This window comes from Pseudarthrobacter sp. 1G09 (genome assembly GCF_050038305.1).
GTDB lineage: Bacteria > Actinomycetota > Actinomycetes > Actinomycetales > Micrococcaceae > Arthrobacter > Arthrobacter equi.
In genome coordinates, this window is the sequence record NZ_CP188306.1 from 611,399 (window position 1) to 628,944 (window position 17,546).

The window sequence follows — 17,546 nt, forward strand, 5'->3', positions numbered from 1 at the left end:
ATCCGCCCTCTGAAACACCTCCCTTTCCAGCCCCTTTAGGAGCCATCCCGTGATCCACGTCAAGACCAAGTTCGACAAGCCGTCCGAGGACGCCATCGAACGCCTGTCCAAGTTCTCCTCCGCCACGGTCCACGAAGCCCAGGGGCGCAAGGGTGCGCTGAGCTCAAAGATTAAGCCGATCGACCGCAGCATGTCCTTCTGCGGCCCGGCCGTCACCGTGGTGTGTGCGCCGCGGGACAACCTCATGCTGCAGGTGGCCATTCACTACGCCCGGAAGGGCGACGTTGTGCTGGTGGCGGCCGGTGAATTCGAGGAAGCCGGAACCTTTGGCGACGTGCTGGGCAACGCCATGAAGGCCAAGGGCGTAGCCGCCATGGTCACCGATTCCGGCGTGCGCGACACCAAGGACCTGATCGAGCTCGGCCTGCCGGTGTTCTCCGGCAGCGTCTGCATCAAGGGCACCGTCAAGGAAACCATCGGCCCCATCAACCACCCGCTGGTCTTCGGCGACGAAATCGTCTACCCCGGCGACGTCCTGCTGGGTGACGCCGACGGAGTGGTGGTGGTCCGGAAGGACGAGATCGAGGAAGTCATCGCATTGTCCCAGGCGCGCGTTGACGCCGAGGACGAACTCATCCGCCTCTACAAGGAAGGCGGCACCACCATTGAGCTGTGCAAGCTCACGGACGTCCTCAAGGCCAAGGGCCTGCTGGTGGAGGACGCCGAACTCGAACCCGCACTGTAACCACAGCGGAAGGGCCCGGGGTTCCTTTCGGAACCCCGGGCCCTTTTGCTGTGGTGAAACTGTCAGTTCATGCCGGGGAGGAGGTGCGCCGGCGGGCCAACCTGGGTGTCATCCAGGTACCACATGGTGGAGCCGCGCTTGCCCGGCGGCATCATGCTTCCCTCAAAGACAAAAACGGGGTCCGACGCCGGCCCGTCCTCAGGCCGCCAGAAACCGTTGGTGGGGCAATGCGAGCCGGTGCCCGCCTTGAGCTGGATCCTTCGGTCCGAGGACTTCCGGTATTGCAGGCTGGTGATCTTTTTCATGGCTGGGCTCCAAGGAATCATTTGTGCCGGGTAAACGCCGTTGGCGAACCCTTATGGCATTTATCCTAGAACGCCCGCCATTCCATGGATAAGACTAATGGAGCGTGACCTGATAAGGCCGCCTTATGATGGCCTATTTCGAAGCGGCAGGCTTTTCGGCGGAAATTGGCGGGTATTTGCTGCGGAGCATTTCCTGCAGCATTTCCTTCAGGACCAGCAGCACGGCGGACCCTGCCTCGGACAGCGGCTCATGGTCCGGCGTGCACAGGGCGATCTTGCACTGCAGCGCCGGATCCACGATCCGCAGGACCCGGAAGTCCTCCTCATGGAACAGGGCGTCTGCCGCCGACTTCGGCAGGATGGTGGCCCCCAGGTCGCTGCGCAGCAGCCGGGTGAGGGAGGGGACGGATTCCACCTCGCCCACCAGCCGGAGCGTGAGCCCCTTGCCCTCGATGCCGGCCTGCACCACCTGGCGCAGGGTGTGGATCTGCTCGGGGAGGAAGAGCCCCAGCGTGGAGGCTTCTTCCAGGGTGATGGTGTCCGCGTCCGGCCCCACCGGGAGCTCGCGGCCGGCGTTGACGATCAGGTACAGGTCCTCAACGATCAGGGTGGTGAACTGCACCCCACGGATGGGCCCGGGCTCATAGATCAGGGCCATGTCCAGCCGGCCGTTCTTGATGGCTTCGCTCAGCACACCGCCATATATTTCGGTCAGGTGCAACACGATGTCCGGGTAGCGCCGGTTCACTTCGCTGATGATCCTCGGCGTCAGGCTCGACGCCATGCTGTAGGGGGCGATGGCAATGGAAACCCGGCCCGACGGCGCAGCACCGGACGCTGCCACATCCAGCCGCGCCTGCTCCACCAGCCTCAGGATGGTCTGCGAGTGTCGGTAGAGGGTGTGGCCCGCGGCGGTGGGCTCCACACCCTGCTTGCTCCGGATCAGGAGCCGCTGCTTCAATTCGGTTTCCAGGGAGGAGACCTGCTGGCTCAGGGCCGGCTGGGCGACGTGGAGGGCGGCGGCGGCCTTGGTGATGCTGCCGGAGTCGACAATCTTCACGAAGTACGCCAGCTTGCGGGTGTCCATAGCGTTCCTCTTTCCGGCGGGGACGGCACAGTGCTGCAGGGGGTCATACGTTGGCGCTATGGCGGGACAGGCATTACGTCTTTGTGTGATCCCGGCCTCAGGCATAGGTTAATTGCAGATGACTTCCCAATGACCAGAACATTCTATCCCCGCTCCGGTCATAGCGGCTTCCGATGACGGCATATGCGTTTTGCATAAACCGCAGAGGCATCATTTAGCCGCATTCTTTTTACATTTCCGAAACACGCCATAAGTACATTTCAACATGTCGGCCAAAACGCCGCAGGCGGGGTCATAACCGTCCCCTATCCCGTGACACCGATTACGTCTTTGTGTGAGTCAAGTCTCCGGTGCCACACTTTTTTACATCCCCAAACATGCAGCAGAGGAAGGCCCGCAATGCCCACAGTTGATCTCGTAGCGGATCTTGGTGAAGGTTTTGGTGCCTACTCGATCGGCGACGACAAGGCCCTCCTGGATATCGTTTCCAGCGCCAACATCGCCTGCGGATTCCACGCAGGCGATCCGGACATCATGAACGCCACCGTTGCCGAATGCGTCCGCAAGGAAGTGGGCATTGGCGCCCACCCGAGCTTCCCGGATCTCCGCGGCTTCGGCCGCCGGGCCATGGACCTCACCGCGGACGAGGTCCGCAACGACGTCGTGTACCAGCTCGGCGCCCTCACCGCTTTCGCCGCCTACCACGGCGGATCCGTCTCCCACCTTGCACCGCACGGACGCCTCGGCAACCTCGTAGCCACCCGCGCCGACTACGCAGAGGCTGTGGCCGACGCCGCAGCCCGTGTGGACCCCCGCCTGATCGTGCTGGCCCAGGACGGCGAACTGGCCACCGCCGCGGCTGACCGTGGCCTGCAGGTTGCCATCGTGGGCATCGCCGACCGCGCCTACCAGGAGGACGGCACCCTGGTTCCCCGCAGCCAGCCCGGCGCCGTCATCCACGACCCCGCAGTTATTGTCGAACGGACCGTCCGCATGGTCTGCGAAGGCCTGATCACCACGGCGTCCGGCAGGGACCTCGCCATCCAGGCAGACACCATCCTGCTGCACGGGGACAACCCCGGCGCCGTCGAACTGGCCCGCCTGATCCGCAGCGAACTGATCGCCGCGGGCGTCACCGTGGCCCCGCTGGCGCAGGTGCTCGCCGCGAAGCAGAAGGTTTCCTGACCATGCCGGCTCCAACCATCGCCGCCCCCGCGGCACTGGAAATCCACGAGTCGGGTGATGCCGCCCTCCGGGTGGTGGCAACCTCCGGCAACGCCGAAGCCGACTGGGCCACCGTCCACTCCCTGGCAGGGTGGCTGGCAACGGCCGGGGTCGACGGCGTCCACGGCGCCGTGCCCACTTACGACTCCGTACTGGTGGAATTCGATCCCTACCTCACCTCCGCGCGGCAGGTCCGGGCCTTCGTGCTCCTCGCCATGCGCCAGCTGGACTTCACCGGCGCCACCGTCCGCGAACCCCGCCGCTTCGAAGTGCCGGTGGTGTACGGCGGCAGCTACGGACCGGACCTGGACCGCGTGGCAGCGCAGCAGGGCCTGGGCGCCGCGGACGTCATCGCCCGGCATACCGAAAAGACCTACGTCATCCGCTGCCTCGGAGCGCCCGCCGGCTCTCCCATGATGGACGGACCGGACTTCCCGTTCCCCGTCCCGAGGCTCAAGGACCCGCGGCTCTCCGTCCCCGCAGGGGCAGTCTCCGTTGCCGGACGCCAGGCAGTGATCGCCCCGGCTGCGGCACCCGGCGGCTGGTGCGTCATCGGCCAGACGCCGCTGACAGTCCTCGACGCCACCCGGGAACCGCTGGTGCCCTACGTTCCGGGCGACGAGCTGCGCTTCTACGCCATTCCGGACGCGGACTTCGACAGCTTCGCCGGGCAGTTCCTGGAGGCGCGGCCATGACCGGATCCCTCGTCATCCTGCAGCCCGGACACTCCGTGGTCACCGACCTCGGCCGCACCAAGGGCCCAGGCTTTGGCCTCCCGGTCAACGGCGCCCTGGACCAATTCTCTGCCAAGGCCGCCAACATCCTGGCCGGCAACACGGACAACGAACCGCTGCTGGAACTCACCGCACTGGATTTCCGGATGCGCGCCACCACGGACCTGCTGATCGCCGTCACCGGCGCACCGCTGGACCTCACCGTGGGCGGCCGCGGCTGCCCGCAGTGGGAGCCGGTCTCGGTCCGGGCCGGCGAAACAGTGGCAGTGCGGGGAATCCGTACCGGGCTCCGGGCCTACATCGCCGTCCACGGATCGTTCACGGTGCCCACCCTGCTGGGCAGTTGCGCCCCGGACACTGTGGTGGGCTTTGGCCTCAAGCTCATTGAGGGAACCCAACTCGCCACGCAAAAGGCCACCGCCCCCATCACCCAACCGCATTACGGACTGCCCCTGTTCCGGCTGGGCCTGACCAAACCGGACTTCACCACCCACCCGGTCATCGACGTCACCGATGGTCCGGACGTGGCGGAATTCGGCAACACCGCAGACCTGCTTTTCACCTCGCAGTACACCGTCAGCCCCAGGAGCAACCACATCGGCCTCCGGCTCGGCGGCGCACTGCCCGAACGCCAGCTCACCACAGAAGTACTGTCCCGCGGCGTCCCGGTGGGGGCCATAGAGGTCCCGTCCCGGGAGGAACTGCTGGTCCTGCACCGGGGACGCGGCGTGACGGCAGGATATCCGGTCCTGGCAGTGGTCACGAGCCGCTCCCTGGACGCCCTGGCGCAGGCCAGGCCCGGACACACCATCACCTTTCGAAAGACAACCGTTGCTGATGCAACGGCCACCCACAGGGCAGCCTGCCTGGAACTGGACAGGCTGCGGAGCACCATCCAAACGGTCTTCGGACTCCTCGGCATCGGAGCCGGCGAGCGCTGGCACGAACTCAGCCCAGCGTCAGGAAGCTGAATCCCGTGAATGCTTTTCCCAAACCCACAAAGGAAAACAAGATGTCAACATCAACGAATGCGGTAGCACCGCAGAATGACCGTCTGACTGCGAAGCAGACACGCAAGGTTGTCACCGCCGGATGCGTGGGCATCTTCGTGGAGCTGTACGACAACGGCATTTTTGCCTTCATGGCCGGAACCCTGGCCCTGGTCTTCCTGGCCCCGGGCAACCCGGACAACGCCTTGCTGTTCGTCTTCGCGGGCTACGCGGTGTCCTTCTTCGTCCGGCCCCTCGGCGCCGTCGTCTGCGGCTACCTGGGTGACCGGATCGGCAGGCAGAAACTGCTGGTCTTCGTCATCATGCTGATCAGCATTGCCACCGCCGGCATCGGCCTGCTGCCGCCGTATGCGGCCATCGGAATTGCCGCGCCCATCCTGCTGGTCCTGCTCCGCCTGGTCCAGGGCTTCTCCGTGGGCGGCGAAGCTGCCGGCGCCATGACCTTCCTCGCCGAGCACGCCCCCGAAGGCAAGCGCGGCGTGATCACCTCCTACGCCCAGATCGCCTCCTTCGCAGCACTGCTGACCGGCACCCTGGTTGCCTTCTCCATGTCCCCGTGGCTCACCCAGGCAGCAATCGAAGGCGGCGGCTTCGGTTCCTTCGCATGGCGTATTCCGTTCCTGGTGGCCATCCCCATGGGTATCATCGGCTGGTACATCCGCAAGGCCATCAGCGACACCCCCAACTTCCAGAAGCTGAAGGAAGAAGGCGGCCTTTCCAAGAACCCGCTCAAGGAAGCCCTGGCCAGCCCGGTACACCGGCGCGCCATGCTCCTGGCGCTGTTCATTCCGCTGATGAACGGTTCCGGCTACTACGTCCTGTTCTCCTACATGCCCACGTTCCTCAAGGGCAAGCAGTTGAACTTCACCATCGGTGAGGCGCTGCTGGTCACCGCCTGCAGCCTGGTGGTCATCTGCATCGCCATCCCGTTCATGGGCGCCCTGTCCGACCGCCTGGGCCGCAAGAAGGTCATCGCCGGCTCGGCTATCGCCATGGCAGTCCTGGGCATCCCGTCCTACGCCCTGATCGCCACCGGCCAAATGGGCCTGGCCATCCTCGGCGCCTGCATCATGGCCGTCGTCTTCGCGGGCCACACGGCAGTCATCCACATCCTGCTCGTGGAACTGTTCCCCACCCGCGTCCGCTACTCCGCCTACGGCGTGGGCTACAACATCTCCTCGGCACTCTTCGGCGGAACCGCTCCGCTGCTGATGACCTGGCTGATTGCGGAAACCAACAACATCTACATGCCCGCCTTCTACGCCGTCATCACGGCACTCGGCACCCTCGCGGCGGTCAGCACCGTCAAGGACCGTGCCCACGAACCGCTGCGGGACGCGTAAGCACCCCTGACCCACAGGCTCCTGCGTCCGGCCCCGCTGCCGGGCGCAGGAGCACTCCCATTCCCCACACCTGGAGAACCACATGTCTTTTTCTGACTACACCACCGCCCTCGTCACCGGAGCCTCTACCGGCATGGGCGCCGCCATCACCGAACGCCTCACCAAGCGCGGACTCACCGTCCACGCCGTGGCCCGCAATGAAGAACGCCTCGCTGAACTGGCGGACCGGACGGGAGCAGTCCCGCACGTGGTGGACCTGACCGACACCGCCGCCCTGGCCGCCGTCGTCCGCGACCTGAACGTGGACGTCCTGGTCAACTGCGCCGGCGTCTCCCGCCCGGGCAACATCCTGGACTCCTCCGAAGAGGACATCGATGAACTGGTGGACGTCAACCTCCGCGGGCTGCTGCAGCTGACCCGCCTGGTCCTGCCGGGCATGGTGGAGCGCGACCTTGGCCACATCGTCAACATCAGCTCGATCGCCGGCACCTACAATTTCTACGGCCACACGGTCTACCACGCCACCAAGGCCGCCGTGCACCAGATTTCCCGCCAGCTCCGCAACGACACCGTAGGCAAGCGCATCCGGGTCACCGAAATCTGCCCCGGCCGGGTGGAAACCGAGATCTTCGGCCGGAACATGGGCGGCAGCCCCGAAGCCATGGAAGAAGCCTGGAAGACGTACTACGAGGGTTACGAGTCGCTGACCACGGACGACATTGTTAATGCGCTTGATTACGCCATCGAAACCCCGCGCCACGTGAATGTTGGCATGCTTGAACTCATGCCCACGTTCCAGGTTCCCGGCGGCCTCACCTTTGACCGCCGCGAGGACTGACGAAACAGCCACTCCGCACTGCCCGGGACCGGGCAGCCGAATATCCAGCCCGCCAACCCGATAGGCCGCACCGATGCAGTTGATACGTACCGTCAGTTTCCCCGAACCCCAGCTCCTGGCTGACCTTTCCCCGCTTCCCAAAGGACTCAGGGGCGTGGTGTGGGACATGCAGGGCGAACCCGACGCGGCCCACGGCAGCATTGACGGCGTCATCCTTCCCTACATCAATGCCGGGGCCGTCCTGGGGAACCTGGACAAGGTGCAGGACCTGAAGTTCGTGCAGAGCCAGTCCACCGGGTTCGACGGCGTCCGCGAGGCAGCCGGGCCGGGCGCCGCAGTGGCAAACGCCTCGGGCGTGCACGCCGCTGCCACAGCGGAACTGGCGGTAGGCCTCATCCTCGCCAAGCTGCGCGGCATCGACCAGGCCGTCCGCGACCAGCAGACCGAAAACTGGGCACCGCAGCGGCGCCAGTCCCTGGCGGACCGGCGCGTCCTGCTGCTCGGAATCGGCGGCATCGGCCAGGAACTGGCCCGCCGGCTCGAACCCTTCGAGGTCACCGTCACGCGCGTGGGCAGCACGGCCCGCACGGATGAGCACGGCCAGGTCCATTCCTCCACTGACCTGGAAACTCTCGCCCGGGACCACGACATTCTGGTGTCGGTCCTCCCGCTGAACGACCACACCCACCAACTGGTCAACGCACAGGTCCTCGCTGCCCTGCCCGACGGCGCCCTGGTGGTCAACGTGGGCCGCGGCCCCGTCATCGACACCGACGCGCTCACCGCCGAAGTTGTTTCCGGCCGGCTGCAGTGTGCACTGGACGTGGTGGACCCCGAGCCGCTGCCGAAGGGACACCCCCTGTGGTCCACCGACAATGCCCTCATCACCCCGCACGTGGGCGGCAACGCCTCCGCGTTCGAGCCCAGGATCCTCAAGCTCCTGAAGCGCCAGCTCGAAGCACTCGCCGCCGGAGATACCCCGGCAAACCTGGTGCAGCAGGGCCCCTTCCAGCAGGTCCCTTCCCAGCAGGGACAGCCCGCATGAGCGCACTGTTCGACCTGACCGGCCGCGTTGCCCTGGTCACCGGCTCCAGCCGGGGGATCGGCTCATCGCTGGCCCGCGCACTGGCCGACGCCGGCGCCACAGTGGTGCTCAACGGCGTCAACCCGGAGCGGCTCAAGGAAGCCGAAACTGCGCTCGCCGCCGGCTTCCCGCCCGGACGCATCACCAGCATCGCCTTCGACGTCACCGACGGCGACGCCGCCGCCCGCAGCATCGCCTGGATCGAGGAGAACGTCGGCCCGCTGGACATCCTGGTCAACAACGCCGGCATCCAGCACCGCGTCCCCATGCTGGACCTGGATGTGGCCGACTGGGAACGGGTGATCTCCACGGACCTCACCAGCGCCTTCCTGGTGGGCCGGGAAGCGGCGCGGCACATGATCCCGCGCGGCCGCGGCAAGATCGTCAACATCTGCTCGGTCCAGACAGACCTGGCCCGCCCCACCATCGCCCCGTACGTGGCGGCAAAGGGCGGCCTGCGGAACCTGACCCGCGCCATGACGGCTGAGTGGGCCGCCTCCGGACTGCAGATCAACGGCATCGCCCCCGGGTACATCCACACGGAAATGACGCAGAACCTGGTGGACGATGAGCAGTTCAACTCCTGGATCCTGGGCCGCACACCGGCCCACCGCTGGGGCACCCCGCAGGACCTCGCAGGACCGGTGGTCTGGCTTGCCTCCAGCGGATCCGACTTCGTGAATGGCCAAACAATCTTTATCGACGGTGGAATGACGGTGGTGGTCTGATGCCAGGGAACACTTTCCAGGACACTGCGACTGAAAAGCTGCCCGCCTCCGGCCCGGCCCTGGTGGCCCACGCCGCCGGGGACCTGCGCATCGATGACGTCCCGCTGGCCGATCCGGCCGAAGACCAGGCCGTGGTAGAGGTGCTGTACGGCGGCATCTGCGGCTCGGACCTGCACTACTGGCTGCACGGCGCCGCGGGGGAGTCCATCCTGAAGGACCCGCTGGTCCTGGGCCACGAGATCTCCGGCGTGGTGGTCCGCGCCGCGGCCAACGGTGAGGGACCGCAGGCGGGGACCGCCGTCGCCGTCCACCCCGCCACCCCCGGACCCGGCGCGGCGAAGTACCCGGCCGACCGGCCCAACCTCTCGCCCGGCTGCACCTACCTGGGCAGCGCGGCCCGCTACCCGCACACGGACGGCGCGTTCAGCCGCTACGTCAACCTTCCCGTGCGGATGCTGCGGCCCCTGCCAGAGGGTATCGACCTTCGCACGGCAGCCCTGATCGAACCCGCGTCCGTCGCCTGGCACGCCGTGTCCCGGGCCGGAGATGTCAGTGGCAAGACGGCCCTGGTGATCGGCTCCGGACCCATCGGCGCGCTGGCCGTCGCCGTGCTCAAGCGTGCCGGCGCCGCGCACATCACCGCGGTGGACCTGCACCCCAAGCCGCTGGAGATCGCCACCGCCGCCGGTGCCGACCAGGTCATCAACGCCGCGGACACGGCAGCCATTGAAGCTGTCGAAGCGGACGTGGTGATCGAGTCCTCCGGCAACCACCACGGCCTCGCCTCGGCCATCCGCGGCGCCGTCCGCGGCGGCACCGTGGTGATGGTGGGGCTGCTGCCCACCGGCATGCAGCCGTTGCCCATCTCGCTGGCCATCACCCGCGAACTGGATTTGAAGGGCTCGTTCCGCTTCAATGACGAGATCGATGAGGTCATCGCCGCGCTCGCCGACGGCAGCCTGCACATCGAACCCGTCATCACCCATGAGTTCCCGCTGTCCGATGCCCTGCACGCGTTCGAGGTTGCCAAGGACTCCACCAGTTCCGGGAAGGTCCTGCTGAGCTTCAACGGCGGCGGTTCCGCGCAGGCTGCAGGCGGGCAGTGACCACGCAGGGTCCGCCGCTGGTGGTGATGGGCGTGTCCGGGTGCGGCAAGTCGACCGTGGGCGCCCTGCTGGCCGGGCGCCTCGGCGTTCCCTTCCTGGACGGCGACGATTACCACCCCGCCGCCAACAAGGAGAAGATGGCCGCGGGCATCCCGCTCACCGACGCCGACAGGGAGCCCTGGCTCGCGCGCATTGGCCAGTTGCTGGCGGCGCAGGATCTGGCAGCGCGGGATGTTGCAGGGGATCCTGCAGAGACGGGACCCTCAGGCCGGGGAGCGGGGACCGCGGCAAACTACGACGGCGGCACGACGGTTGCGCCCATCGTCGCCTGTTCCGCGCTGAAGCGCAGTTACCGGGACCTTCTGCGGGCTGCAGCGCCGGGCGTCGTTTTCGTGCACCTCTCCGGCAGTGCGGCAACCATCGCCGCGCGGATGGACGCGCGGGCCCACGAGTTCATGCCCCGCACGCTGCTCGAGTCCCAGTTGGCCACCCTCCAAGCCTTGGAGCCCGATGAGGCGCAAATAATCGGCGATATCGCCCTGGACCCCGGCGCTCTCGTGGACGCCGTGGTGCTGGACCTGCGGTCACGGGCGGCCGCGGCCGCGGCATAGCTGATGGGGTCTGGTGCACGGTTCCTTGGGTAGGTAGACTGGTCTACCTACCCAAGGAGCAGCACCATGTCCGCCGACGCATCAGCCCCATCCGCCGCCGCACTGCCCACTGCTTCGTCCGCTGCACCGCTGCCCGCTGCTGCTTTTGCTTCCGCCGCAACCCTGCCCGCCCGTCGGCCGGCCCGGCAACTGCTGCTTGAAGCCGCCGCCCGGCTGTTCTATGCGCAGGGCGTGGGCGCCACGGGGATCGACACCATCACCACCGAGGCCGGCGTCGCGAAGAAAAGCCTCTACAACAACTTTGCGTCCAAGGCCGATCTGGTGGCCGCCTACCTCGAAGCCCGCCATGAGGAATGGCTGGACCTGTACCGCGCCCGGGTGGCAATCGCCGCCACCACCGCTGAACGGGTCCTCGCCGTGTTCGACGCCTACCTGGACCACGCCAACTTCGCCTACGAGCACGGCTTCCGCGGCTGCGGCCTGCTGAATGCGGCGGCCGAACTGCCCGTCGGCCATCCCGGGAGGCTGGCGGTGCGGCAGCATAAAGAAGAGGTGGAACACCTGCTGGCCACCCATCTGGCTGCCCATCTGGCCGGTCGTCCCGGGCCTGCGGCCTCACCGGACGCGTCCGAACGGTCCTCCGGGTTCGCGCAGCACCTCTCCTTCCTCCTTGAGGGGGCGATGGCGAGGGCCGGCCTCGAAGGCGACGACGCCAGCCTCCGGGACGCCAAACGCATTGCCCAGCAGATGCTGGCAGGACTGTGACGGAGAGCCACCGGCCAAACAACGGTGCCTTTGGATTCCCTGGGAATGACACCCCTGGAACCGAGGTCCACGGCACCGCGAGCCCCGCATCCGGAAGTACGGGGACAGATTCCCCAGGGACAGGCAGCCCCGCTTCAGGCGTCGCTGTGCATGCGGGGTACGGCAACGCGCCGCTCTGGGGTGCCCTGTTCGTCGTCGCGGCTTCTATCCTGTGGGGCACCACCGGGACAGCCGCCACGCTCGCACCCGGGGTGAGCCCGCTGGCCATCGGCGCCGTGGCGATGGGGGTGGGCGGCCTGCTCCAGGCGCTGTTCGCGGCCCGTGCCATCAGGCGGCAGCGGTCCGGCATCCTGCGGCGCTGGCGGCTCGTGGCAGTTGGAGCGGCCGCGGTGGCCGTATACCCGCTGGCGTTCTACAGTTCCATGCACCTGTCCGGAGTGGCCGTGGGAACTGTGGTTTCCATCGGATCGGCGCCCGTTGCTGCGGCCCTGATCGAACGGTTCACCGACCGGAAGCCGCTGACCCGTCGCTGGATCATTGGTGCGGTCCTTGGGGTGGGCGGAGCGGCGCTGCTCTCGTTCGCAAGCCACAGTCCTGCGACCGGCGCCGGTACAGCAGCCGGTACAGCAGCCGGTACGGACGCCGCCGGGGCCTGGGGTCCCACTGCTGGAATCTTCCTGGGGCTGCTGGCCGGCGGCACGTATGCCCTCTACTCGTGGGCGGCGCACCGGCTCATCGGCGGTGGCATCCCATCCCGGGCTGCGATGGGCAGCATCTTCGGGCTGGGCGGGCTGCTGCTGATGCCGGTCCTGGCCGTCACGGGTGCACCGCTGCTCGACTCCTGGACCAACTTCTCGGTGGGCGCCTACATGGCGTTGGTCCCGATGTTCGCCGGCTACATCCTGTTCGGCTGGGGCCTGGCGCGGGTCCGGGCCAGCACGGCCACCAGCATCTCGCTGCTGGAAACGGTAGTGGCAGCTGTCCTGGCCGTCCTGGTAGTGGGGGAGCGGCTCCCGGCACTTGGCTGGCTTGGCGCCGCCGTCGTCCTGGGCAGCCTGTTCATCCTGACGCCGCGGACCCAGCGCACCCCGCTGCCTGCCGCCACGGCGGAAACCATGCCGTCAGCGCCAGAGGCCGGAGGGACTCAGCCCGCACGCGTCGGCCACCAGGACATCAGCCGGTAACCCTGTAGCGAGAACGGCAGCCGTTTGCCCGTCACAACGACGTCAGCCGGTAGCCCGGCCCCGGGTGCGTCACCCGGCAGCCCTGCCACGCTGCGGACCGCGCGCGGTGGCGGGGCGGTTCAGCAGGAGGCAGCCACCCAGCACCAGCAGCATAGCGCCCACCACCACGGCGGCCAGCTCCTGGCTGCCAATGCCTGCGGCGATGATCGCAAACGCGAGCAAGCACACGAAGGAGCCAGGCAGGAGGCCCGGCGGAATACGGCGGGACGGGTAACCGGAGAGCAGCTCCATGGCCAGATGGGGATCGTCGGCGATCAGTCCGAGCTCCAGCTCCTTGAGCAGCCTCCGCTCCTCTTCAGACATTGGCATCGGATGCCCCTGGGTTCCATGAGACGCGGGTATCGCTTACGACGCTAAGAGCCTTCCACCATCGAGTCAAGGGTTCGCGATGCCCTCCACTACGATCCCGGGGTACTCCGTGCCGGAGACGTCGTAAACCAGCGACCCTGTACCGACCCGGACACCGCGGGTGGGCACGTGCGGCGTCAGCTTGGCGGGTGGCATCAGGTGTTCCACAGGCCGGCCGGCAAGCAGGAGGCAGTAATCGGCGATGAGGCGGCGGTGGCAGCGCCACCACACGGTTTCGCTGCACATGATCGCTGTCTGTTGGTCCTGCGCAGCGGCCAGCAGCTCGCCGACGGCGGCGCCAAAATCAGGCGACCGCATATAGGCGGCGTAGGCTCGGAAGGAGTCGTTGCGCAGGGCGGTGTCGGGGGAATCCGGGGGCAGCTTGCGGAATCCGCCCAGCCGCCGCTCCCAACGGTAGCTGATCCCCGCGTCGGGCAGCCACATGGACATCAGGTCCTTGCCGAACTGCGGGTGCTTGCGGCTGCCCGGGCCGATCCGCACGTCCACCAGGGAGGTCACGCCCGCCGATGCCAGCAGCGCGGTGAAGTCCTCCTGCGCGGCCGTCCCGTGCCCAACAGTGAAAAGCGCCTTCATCCAAGCCATGATAGGCAGGCCCGCGAAGCGGAGTTAGGGCACCTGTTTGGCTCACGGCTGAGGACGCGTTCCAGGCGCACGCCTCAGCACCGTTTTAAGGCAGCGCACGACGGCGGGACCGCGGCCTGCGTGGTCGGCGCACCTCAGGCTAAGTCGGGCGCTACACCGGAAAGCCGCCTACCGCCGGCGCAATTCCGCGAACTCAATGGACGGCACGATGGCTCCCGCGTCCCGCTCCACGAAGTTGGTGCCCGGCGGCACAAGGTCGTCGATGGCGTCCAGGACCGGCTCACTCAGCCGGACATCCGCCGCGCCGAGGTAGGCCTGGAGATGTTCCTCGTTGCGGGGCCCGATGATCACGCTGCTGATGGCCGGGTGGGTCAGGGCGAACCCGATGGACAGGTCCACCAGCGAAAGTTCCAGCTTGTCCGCCAGCCGGGCGAGCGCATCCGCGGCAAGGAGCTTGCGCTCGCTGGCGGGCCCTGAGATGTCGTACCGGCCCGGGAGGGAGTGCACCCGGGTGGGGGCCTTGCCTGCCTCGAAGGTGAAGCTTCCGGAGAGCCAACCGCCCGCCAGCGGACCGTAGGCCAGGACACCGAGGCCGTACTGCTGGGCGATGGGCAGCACATCGCGTTCATTCCCGCGGACCAGCATGGAATACGGCACCTGGTTGCCCAGCGGAGGGATGAGGTGATTGGTGTTGGCCAGCCACTGGGCCTCCACCAGTTGCGCCGGTGTGAAGACCGACGTGCCGTAATACAGGATCTTGCCCTGCCGGATCAGGTCGTTGAGGGTGGTGATGGTTTCCAGCACATCGGTGTTGTAGTCCGGCCGGTGCGCCTGGTAGAGGTCGATCCGGTCCGTCTGCAGCCTGCGGAGGCTGCCCTCCACGGCTTGGGTGATCCAGCGGCGGGAGTTCCCGGAATGGGCCGGGTTGGCGCTCATCTGGCCGTGGAACTTGGTGGCCAGGAAAACGTCGTCGCGCCGGCCGCGCAGGGCCCGCCCCACCACCTGCTCGGATTCGCCCTGGGAGTAGACGTCCGCCGTGTCGATGGCGGTGATGCCCGAGTCAAGGGCTGCGTGGATGATGCGGATGCTTTCGTCCGCGCCGGTGGGGGCCCCGTGCGGACCGCCGGCGCCTTCGCCGAAGTTCAGGGTGCCAAGGGTGAGTTGGCTGATTGGGGTGCCCGAACGTCCGAACACCCTCAGTTCGCTGAGGCTCATCCCCGGTTCCCTCCTGTTGGCTGTGTGCCAGTTGCGTATACGGCTGAATACCTGTTGCTGTCTGCCTGGTGCCGGCGCGTCGTCGAGTGATTGATGCGTGCCGCCGGTCGTCACGAGGCTACACAGATTCACTTCCACCCGGCGGAATCCCGCCTTGTTCCTTCTCTTTTCGACGCGGGAGGTAACGCAGGAAAGCGGGCGTGACGTTTTGTGGCGGGCAGGCCGGTTCCGGTCCGCAGTTTCGTCCCGCGGCAGCACTGCAATAATCTGAATCAACGGTTGTGCGCGGGGGTGCAAACGCCCGGTGCAACATGCAGCACGTAAGTTCAGGCCCATCACACCAGACGAGGCGGACACGCATGACGGCATCAGACCAGCAACACGTAATACGGCGGAACGCGCCCGCGGAACCACCGGCCGTGGATGCCCACCTGCTGCAGCAGCTCGCGGACGCCCATGGGGTGGGTACTTCCTTCCAGGGCTGGGACGGGTTGCCGCACGCAGTTTCTCCGGAGACTCTGACGAAGGTGCTGGGCGCTTTGGGCGTGCCGGCCCATACCGATGAGGAGATCCGGGCCGGGCTGGCCGAAGCGGAACTGGCGCCCTGGCGCAAGACGCTGCCTCCCGCCGTCGTCATCCAGCAGGGCGAGCCGGCCCAGGTACCGGTCCACATCCCCGACGGCGCCCCGGTGAGCCTCCGCATCAGCCTTGAAGGCGGTGCCGGGAGCGTGGACGCGGCCCAGCAGGACGTTTGGGTGCAGCCGCGGGACGTGGACGGCGTGGCAATGGGCCGGGCCACGTTCGCCCTGCCGCAGGACCTTCCGCTCGGCTGGCACACGCTGCACGCGGAGGCCGGGAGCGTCACCGCCACCGCCACCCTCGTGGTGACGCCGGCCCGGCTGGATACCGCCCGGGACCTTGAGGAACGGCGCGGCTGGGGGCTCGCCACCCAGCTGTACTCCGTGCGTTCGAAGCGTTCGTGGGGAATCGGGGATTTCTCCGACCTTGCCGACCTCGCCGCACTCAGTGGAGCCCGCGGCGCCGATTACGTGCTCGTCAACCCCCTGCACGCCGCAGAACCGGTTCCGCCTGTGCAGCCCTCACCGTATTCGCCGTCCACCCGGCGGTTCTTCAATCCGATCTATATCCGGATCGAGGCCATTCCGGAGCTTGCCTACCTGCGCCCCCGCAAGCGCGCCGCGCTGGAGAAGCTGCGCGAGGAAGTGGCAGAGCTCAACAAGGACGCCGAACGGCTGGACCGGGACGCGGTCTACGCAGCGAAACTGCAGGCCCTGGAACTGCTGTACCACACGCGTAGGTCACCGTCCCGGCAGGCGGCCTTCGATGAGTTCTGCCGCATTTCCGGCAGCGGCCTGGATGACTTTGCCCTCTGGTCAGCCATCCGCGAGGACGCTGCGCCGGACGACCCCATGTGGACCGACCCCGCGTTCTCGCTGGATTCGCAGGAGGCGCAGGCGCTGCGGGGGAGGCTCGAGGACCGGATTGGATTCCACCGGTGGCTGCAGTGGATTTGCGACGAGCAGCTGGAGAACGCGCAGCAGGCAGCGCTGCGTTCGGGGATGCGGCTGGGCGTGGTGCATGACCTCGCAGTCGGCGTGGACCACAGCAGCGCGGACGCCTGGACGCTGAAGGGCGTCCTCACCCCCGCCACCAGTGTTGGTGCGCCGCCGGACATGTACAACCAGCAGGGCCAGGACTGGGGCCAGCCGCCGTGGCATCCGGTCCGGCTGGCCGAAGCGGGCTACCAGCCGTTCCGGAACATGCTGGCCACCGTGCTTCGGCATGCCGGCGGAATCCGGGTGGACCACATCCTGGGACTGTTCCGGCTGTGGTGGATCCCCAGCGGCAACGCCCCCGGCGACGGCGCCTACGTGACGTACGACCATGAGGCACTGATCGGCATCCTGGCCCTGGAAGCGCACCGGGCAGGGGCCGTGGTGATCGGCGAGGACCTGGGCACCTTCGAACCGTGGGTGCGGGACTACCTTGCCGCGCGCGGCATCCTGGGCACGTCCATTCTTTGGTTTGAGTACGACGGCGATTCCCCCCTTGCGCCCGAAAGGTACCGTACGCAGGCGCTTTCCAGCGTCAACACGCACGATCTTCCACCCACCGCCGGGTACCTCGCCGGGGACCACGTGGCGTTGCGCAGCCACTTGGGTCTGCTGGAACGGTCCGAGGCCGAAGAGCGAGCCCAGCACAACGCGTCCTTGGAAAAGATGTTCGCGCTGCTCCGCGAACGCGGCTACCTGCCCGGAGCCGGCACCGGCGGTGACGCAGAGGAGCAGACCATCGAGGCCCTGCACCTGCTGCTCAGCCAGACGCCGTCCGTGCTGCTGGGCGTGGCGCTGGTGGATGCGGTGGGGGAGCGGCGGGTGCAGAACCAGCCAGGGACCACCGAGGAGCTCTACCCCAATTGGCAGGTGCCGCTGGCCGGCCCCGACGGAAAGCCGGTGTTTCTTGATGACCTCCCCGCCAACGCGCGGTTCAACTCGCTGCTCGCGGCGGTGGAGGAGGCCCTGCACGGCTAGTCAA

18 protein-coding genes are annotated in these 17,546 nt (G+C 67.3%); 13 read left to right on the forward strand and 5 right to left on the reverse strand.

The features are described from left to right. The first annotated feature begins 49 nt into the window (after positions 1 to 49). Positions 50 to 745: a 4-carboxy-4-hydroxy-2-oxoadipate aldolase/oxaloacetate decarboxylase gene (locus tag ACP3TD_RS02895; RefSeq protein WP_091717628.1), complete on the forward strand. Its 696-nt coding sequence runs from the start codon at positions 50 to 52 to the stop codon at positions 743 to 745. A 62-nt stretch (positions 746 to 807) separates the two neighbouring features. Here ACP3TD_RS02895 and ACP3TD_RS02900 read toward each other — a convergent pair whose 3' ends face one another. Together ACP3TD_RS02900 and ACP3TD_RS02905 are read right to left on the reverse strand one after the other, a co-directional pair. Then, positions 808 to 1,050: a hypothetical protein gene (locus ACP3TD_RS02900; RefSeq protein ID WP_426765292.1), complete on the reverse strand. Its 243-nt coding sequence runs from the start codon at positions 1,048 to 1,050 to the stop codon at positions 808 to 810. Between the two features lie 133 nt (positions 1,051 to 1,183). Continuing rightward, on the reverse strand, positions 1,184 to 2,137 hold the full coding sequence (locus ACP3TD_RS02905) for a LysR substrate-binding domain-containing protein (protein WP_426765293.1): 954 nt from the start codon (positions 2,135 to 2,137) through the stop codon (positions 1,184 to 1,186). 399 nt (positions 2,138 to 2,536) lie between these two features. On the opposite strand from ACP3TD_RS02905, the gene ACP3TD_RS02910 reads away from it, so the two are divergent. The 11 genes from ACP3TD_RS02910 to ACP3TD_RS02960 all read left to right on the forward strand — a co-directional run bounded on the left by ACP3TD_RS02910 (position 2,537) and on the right by ACP3TD_RS02960 (position 12,764). Continuing rightward, on the forward strand, positions 2,537 to 3,322 hold the full coding sequence (locus tag ACP3TD_RS02910; protein ID WP_426765294.1) for a LamB/YcsF family protein: 786 nt from the start codon (positions 2,537 to 2,539) through the stop codon (positions 3,320 to 3,322). Between the two features lie 2 nt (positions 3,323 to 3,324). Next, positions 3,325 to 4,056 (forward strand): 5-oxoprolinase subunit B family protein, encoded by a 732-nt coding sequence (locus tag ACP3TD_RS02915; protein WP_426765295.1) that lies wholly within the window; start codon positions 3,325 to 3,327, stop codon positions 4,054 to 4,056. After that, entirely contained in the window at positions 4,053 to 5,066 is a 1,014-nt protein-coding gene (locus ACP3TD_RS02920; RefSeq protein WP_426765296.1) for a biotin-dependent carboxyltransferase family protein, read from the forward strand. Before ACP3TD_RS02915 ends, ACP3TD_RS02920 begins: the two co-directional genes overlap by 4 nt. Positions 5,067 to 5,107: 41 nt before the next feature. Beyond that, a complete protein-coding gene (locus ACP3TD_RS02925; protein ID WP_426765297.1) occupies positions 5,108 to 6,448 on the forward strand; it encodes an MFS transporter in 1,341 nt (446 codons plus the stop codon). A gap of 82 nt (positions 6,449 to 6,530) precedes the next feature. Next, positions 6,531 to 7,286, forward strand: a complete 756-nt coding sequence (locus ACP3TD_RS02930) for an SDR family oxidoreductase (protein ID WP_045732117.1) — start codon at positions 6,531 to 6,533, stop codon at positions 7,284 to 7,286. Positions 7,287 to 7,359: 73 nt separating this feature from the next. Beyond that, on the forward strand, positions 7,360 to 8,331 hold the full coding sequence (locus ACP3TD_RS02935; protein ID WP_426765299.1) for a 2-hydroxyacid dehydrogenase: 972 nt from the start codon (positions 7,360 to 7,362) through the stop codon (positions 8,329 to 8,331). Beyond that, complete coding sequence (locus tag ACP3TD_RS02940) at positions 8,328 to 9,098, forward strand: SDR family oxidoreductase (protein ID WP_426765300.1); 771 nt, start codon at positions 8,328 to 8,330, stop codon at positions 9,096 to 9,098. The genes ACP3TD_RS02935 and ACP3TD_RS02940 overlap by 4 nt, the downstream gene beginning before the upstream one ends. Continuing rightward, on the forward strand, positions 9,098 to 10,204 hold the full coding sequence (locus ACP3TD_RS02945; RefSeq protein ID WP_426765301.1) for an L-idonate 5-dehydrogenase: 1,107 nt from the start codon (positions 9,098 to 9,100) through the stop codon (positions 10,202 to 10,204). The genes ACP3TD_RS02940 and ACP3TD_RS02945 overlap by 1 nt, the downstream gene beginning before the upstream one ends. After that, positions 10,201 to 10,815, forward strand: coding sequence for a gluconokinase (locus tag ACP3TD_RS02950; RefSeq protein WP_426765302.1), 615 nt, complete (start codon positions 10,201 to 10,203; stop codon positions 10,813 to 10,815). Before ACP3TD_RS02945 ends, ACP3TD_RS02950 begins: the two co-directional genes overlap by 4 nt. Positions 10,816 to 10,881: 66 nt before the next feature. Next, complete coding sequence (locus tag ACP3TD_RS02955) at positions 10,882 to 11,580, forward strand: TetR/AcrR family transcriptional regulator (protein WP_426765303.1); 699 nt, start codon at positions 10,882 to 10,884, stop codon at positions 11,578 to 11,580. 146 nt (positions 11,581 to 11,726) lie between these two features. Continuing rightward, positions 11,727 to 12,764, forward strand: coding sequence for a DMT family transporter (locus ACP3TD_RS02960; RefSeq protein ID WP_426765304.1), 1,038 nt, complete (start codon positions 11,727 to 11,729; stop codon positions 12,762 to 12,764). Between the two features lie 69 nt (positions 12,765 to 12,833). On the opposite strand, the gene ACP3TD_RS02965 is transcribed toward ACP3TD_RS02960, so the two are convergent. The 3 genes from ACP3TD_RS02965 to ACP3TD_RS02975 form a co-directional block, all read right to left on the reverse strand. Continuing rightward, entirely contained in the window at positions 12,834 to 13,133 is a 300-nt protein-coding gene (locus tag ACP3TD_RS02965) for a DUF3040 domain-containing protein (protein WP_426765305.1), read from the reverse strand. Positions 13,134 to 13,199: 66 nt separating this feature from the next. Continuing rightward, positions 13,200 to 13,766 carry a DUF488 family protein gene (locus ACP3TD_RS02970; protein WP_426765306.1) on the reverse strand — a complete coding sequence of 189 codons (567 nt, stop codon included), beginning with the start codon at positions 13,764 to 13,766 and terminating at the stop codon, positions 13,200 to 13,202. Between the two features lie 177 nt (positions 13,767 to 13,943). After that, positions 13,944 to 14,990 (reverse strand): aldo/keto reductase, encoded by a 1,047-nt coding sequence (locus ACP3TD_RS02975; protein ID WP_426765307.1) that lies wholly within the window; start codon positions 14,988 to 14,990, stop codon positions 13,944 to 13,946. Positions 14,991 to 15,349: 359 nt separating this feature from the next. On the opposite strand from ACP3TD_RS02975, the gene malQ reads away from it, so the two are divergent. After that, positions 15,350 to 17,542 (forward strand): 4-alpha-glucanotransferase, encoded by a 2,193-nt coding sequence (gene malQ, locus ACP3TD_RS02980; protein WP_426765308.1) that lies wholly within the window; start codon positions 15,350 to 15,352, stop codon positions 17,540 to 17,542. The last annotated feature ends 4 nt before the right edge of the window (positions 17,543 to 17,546 follow it).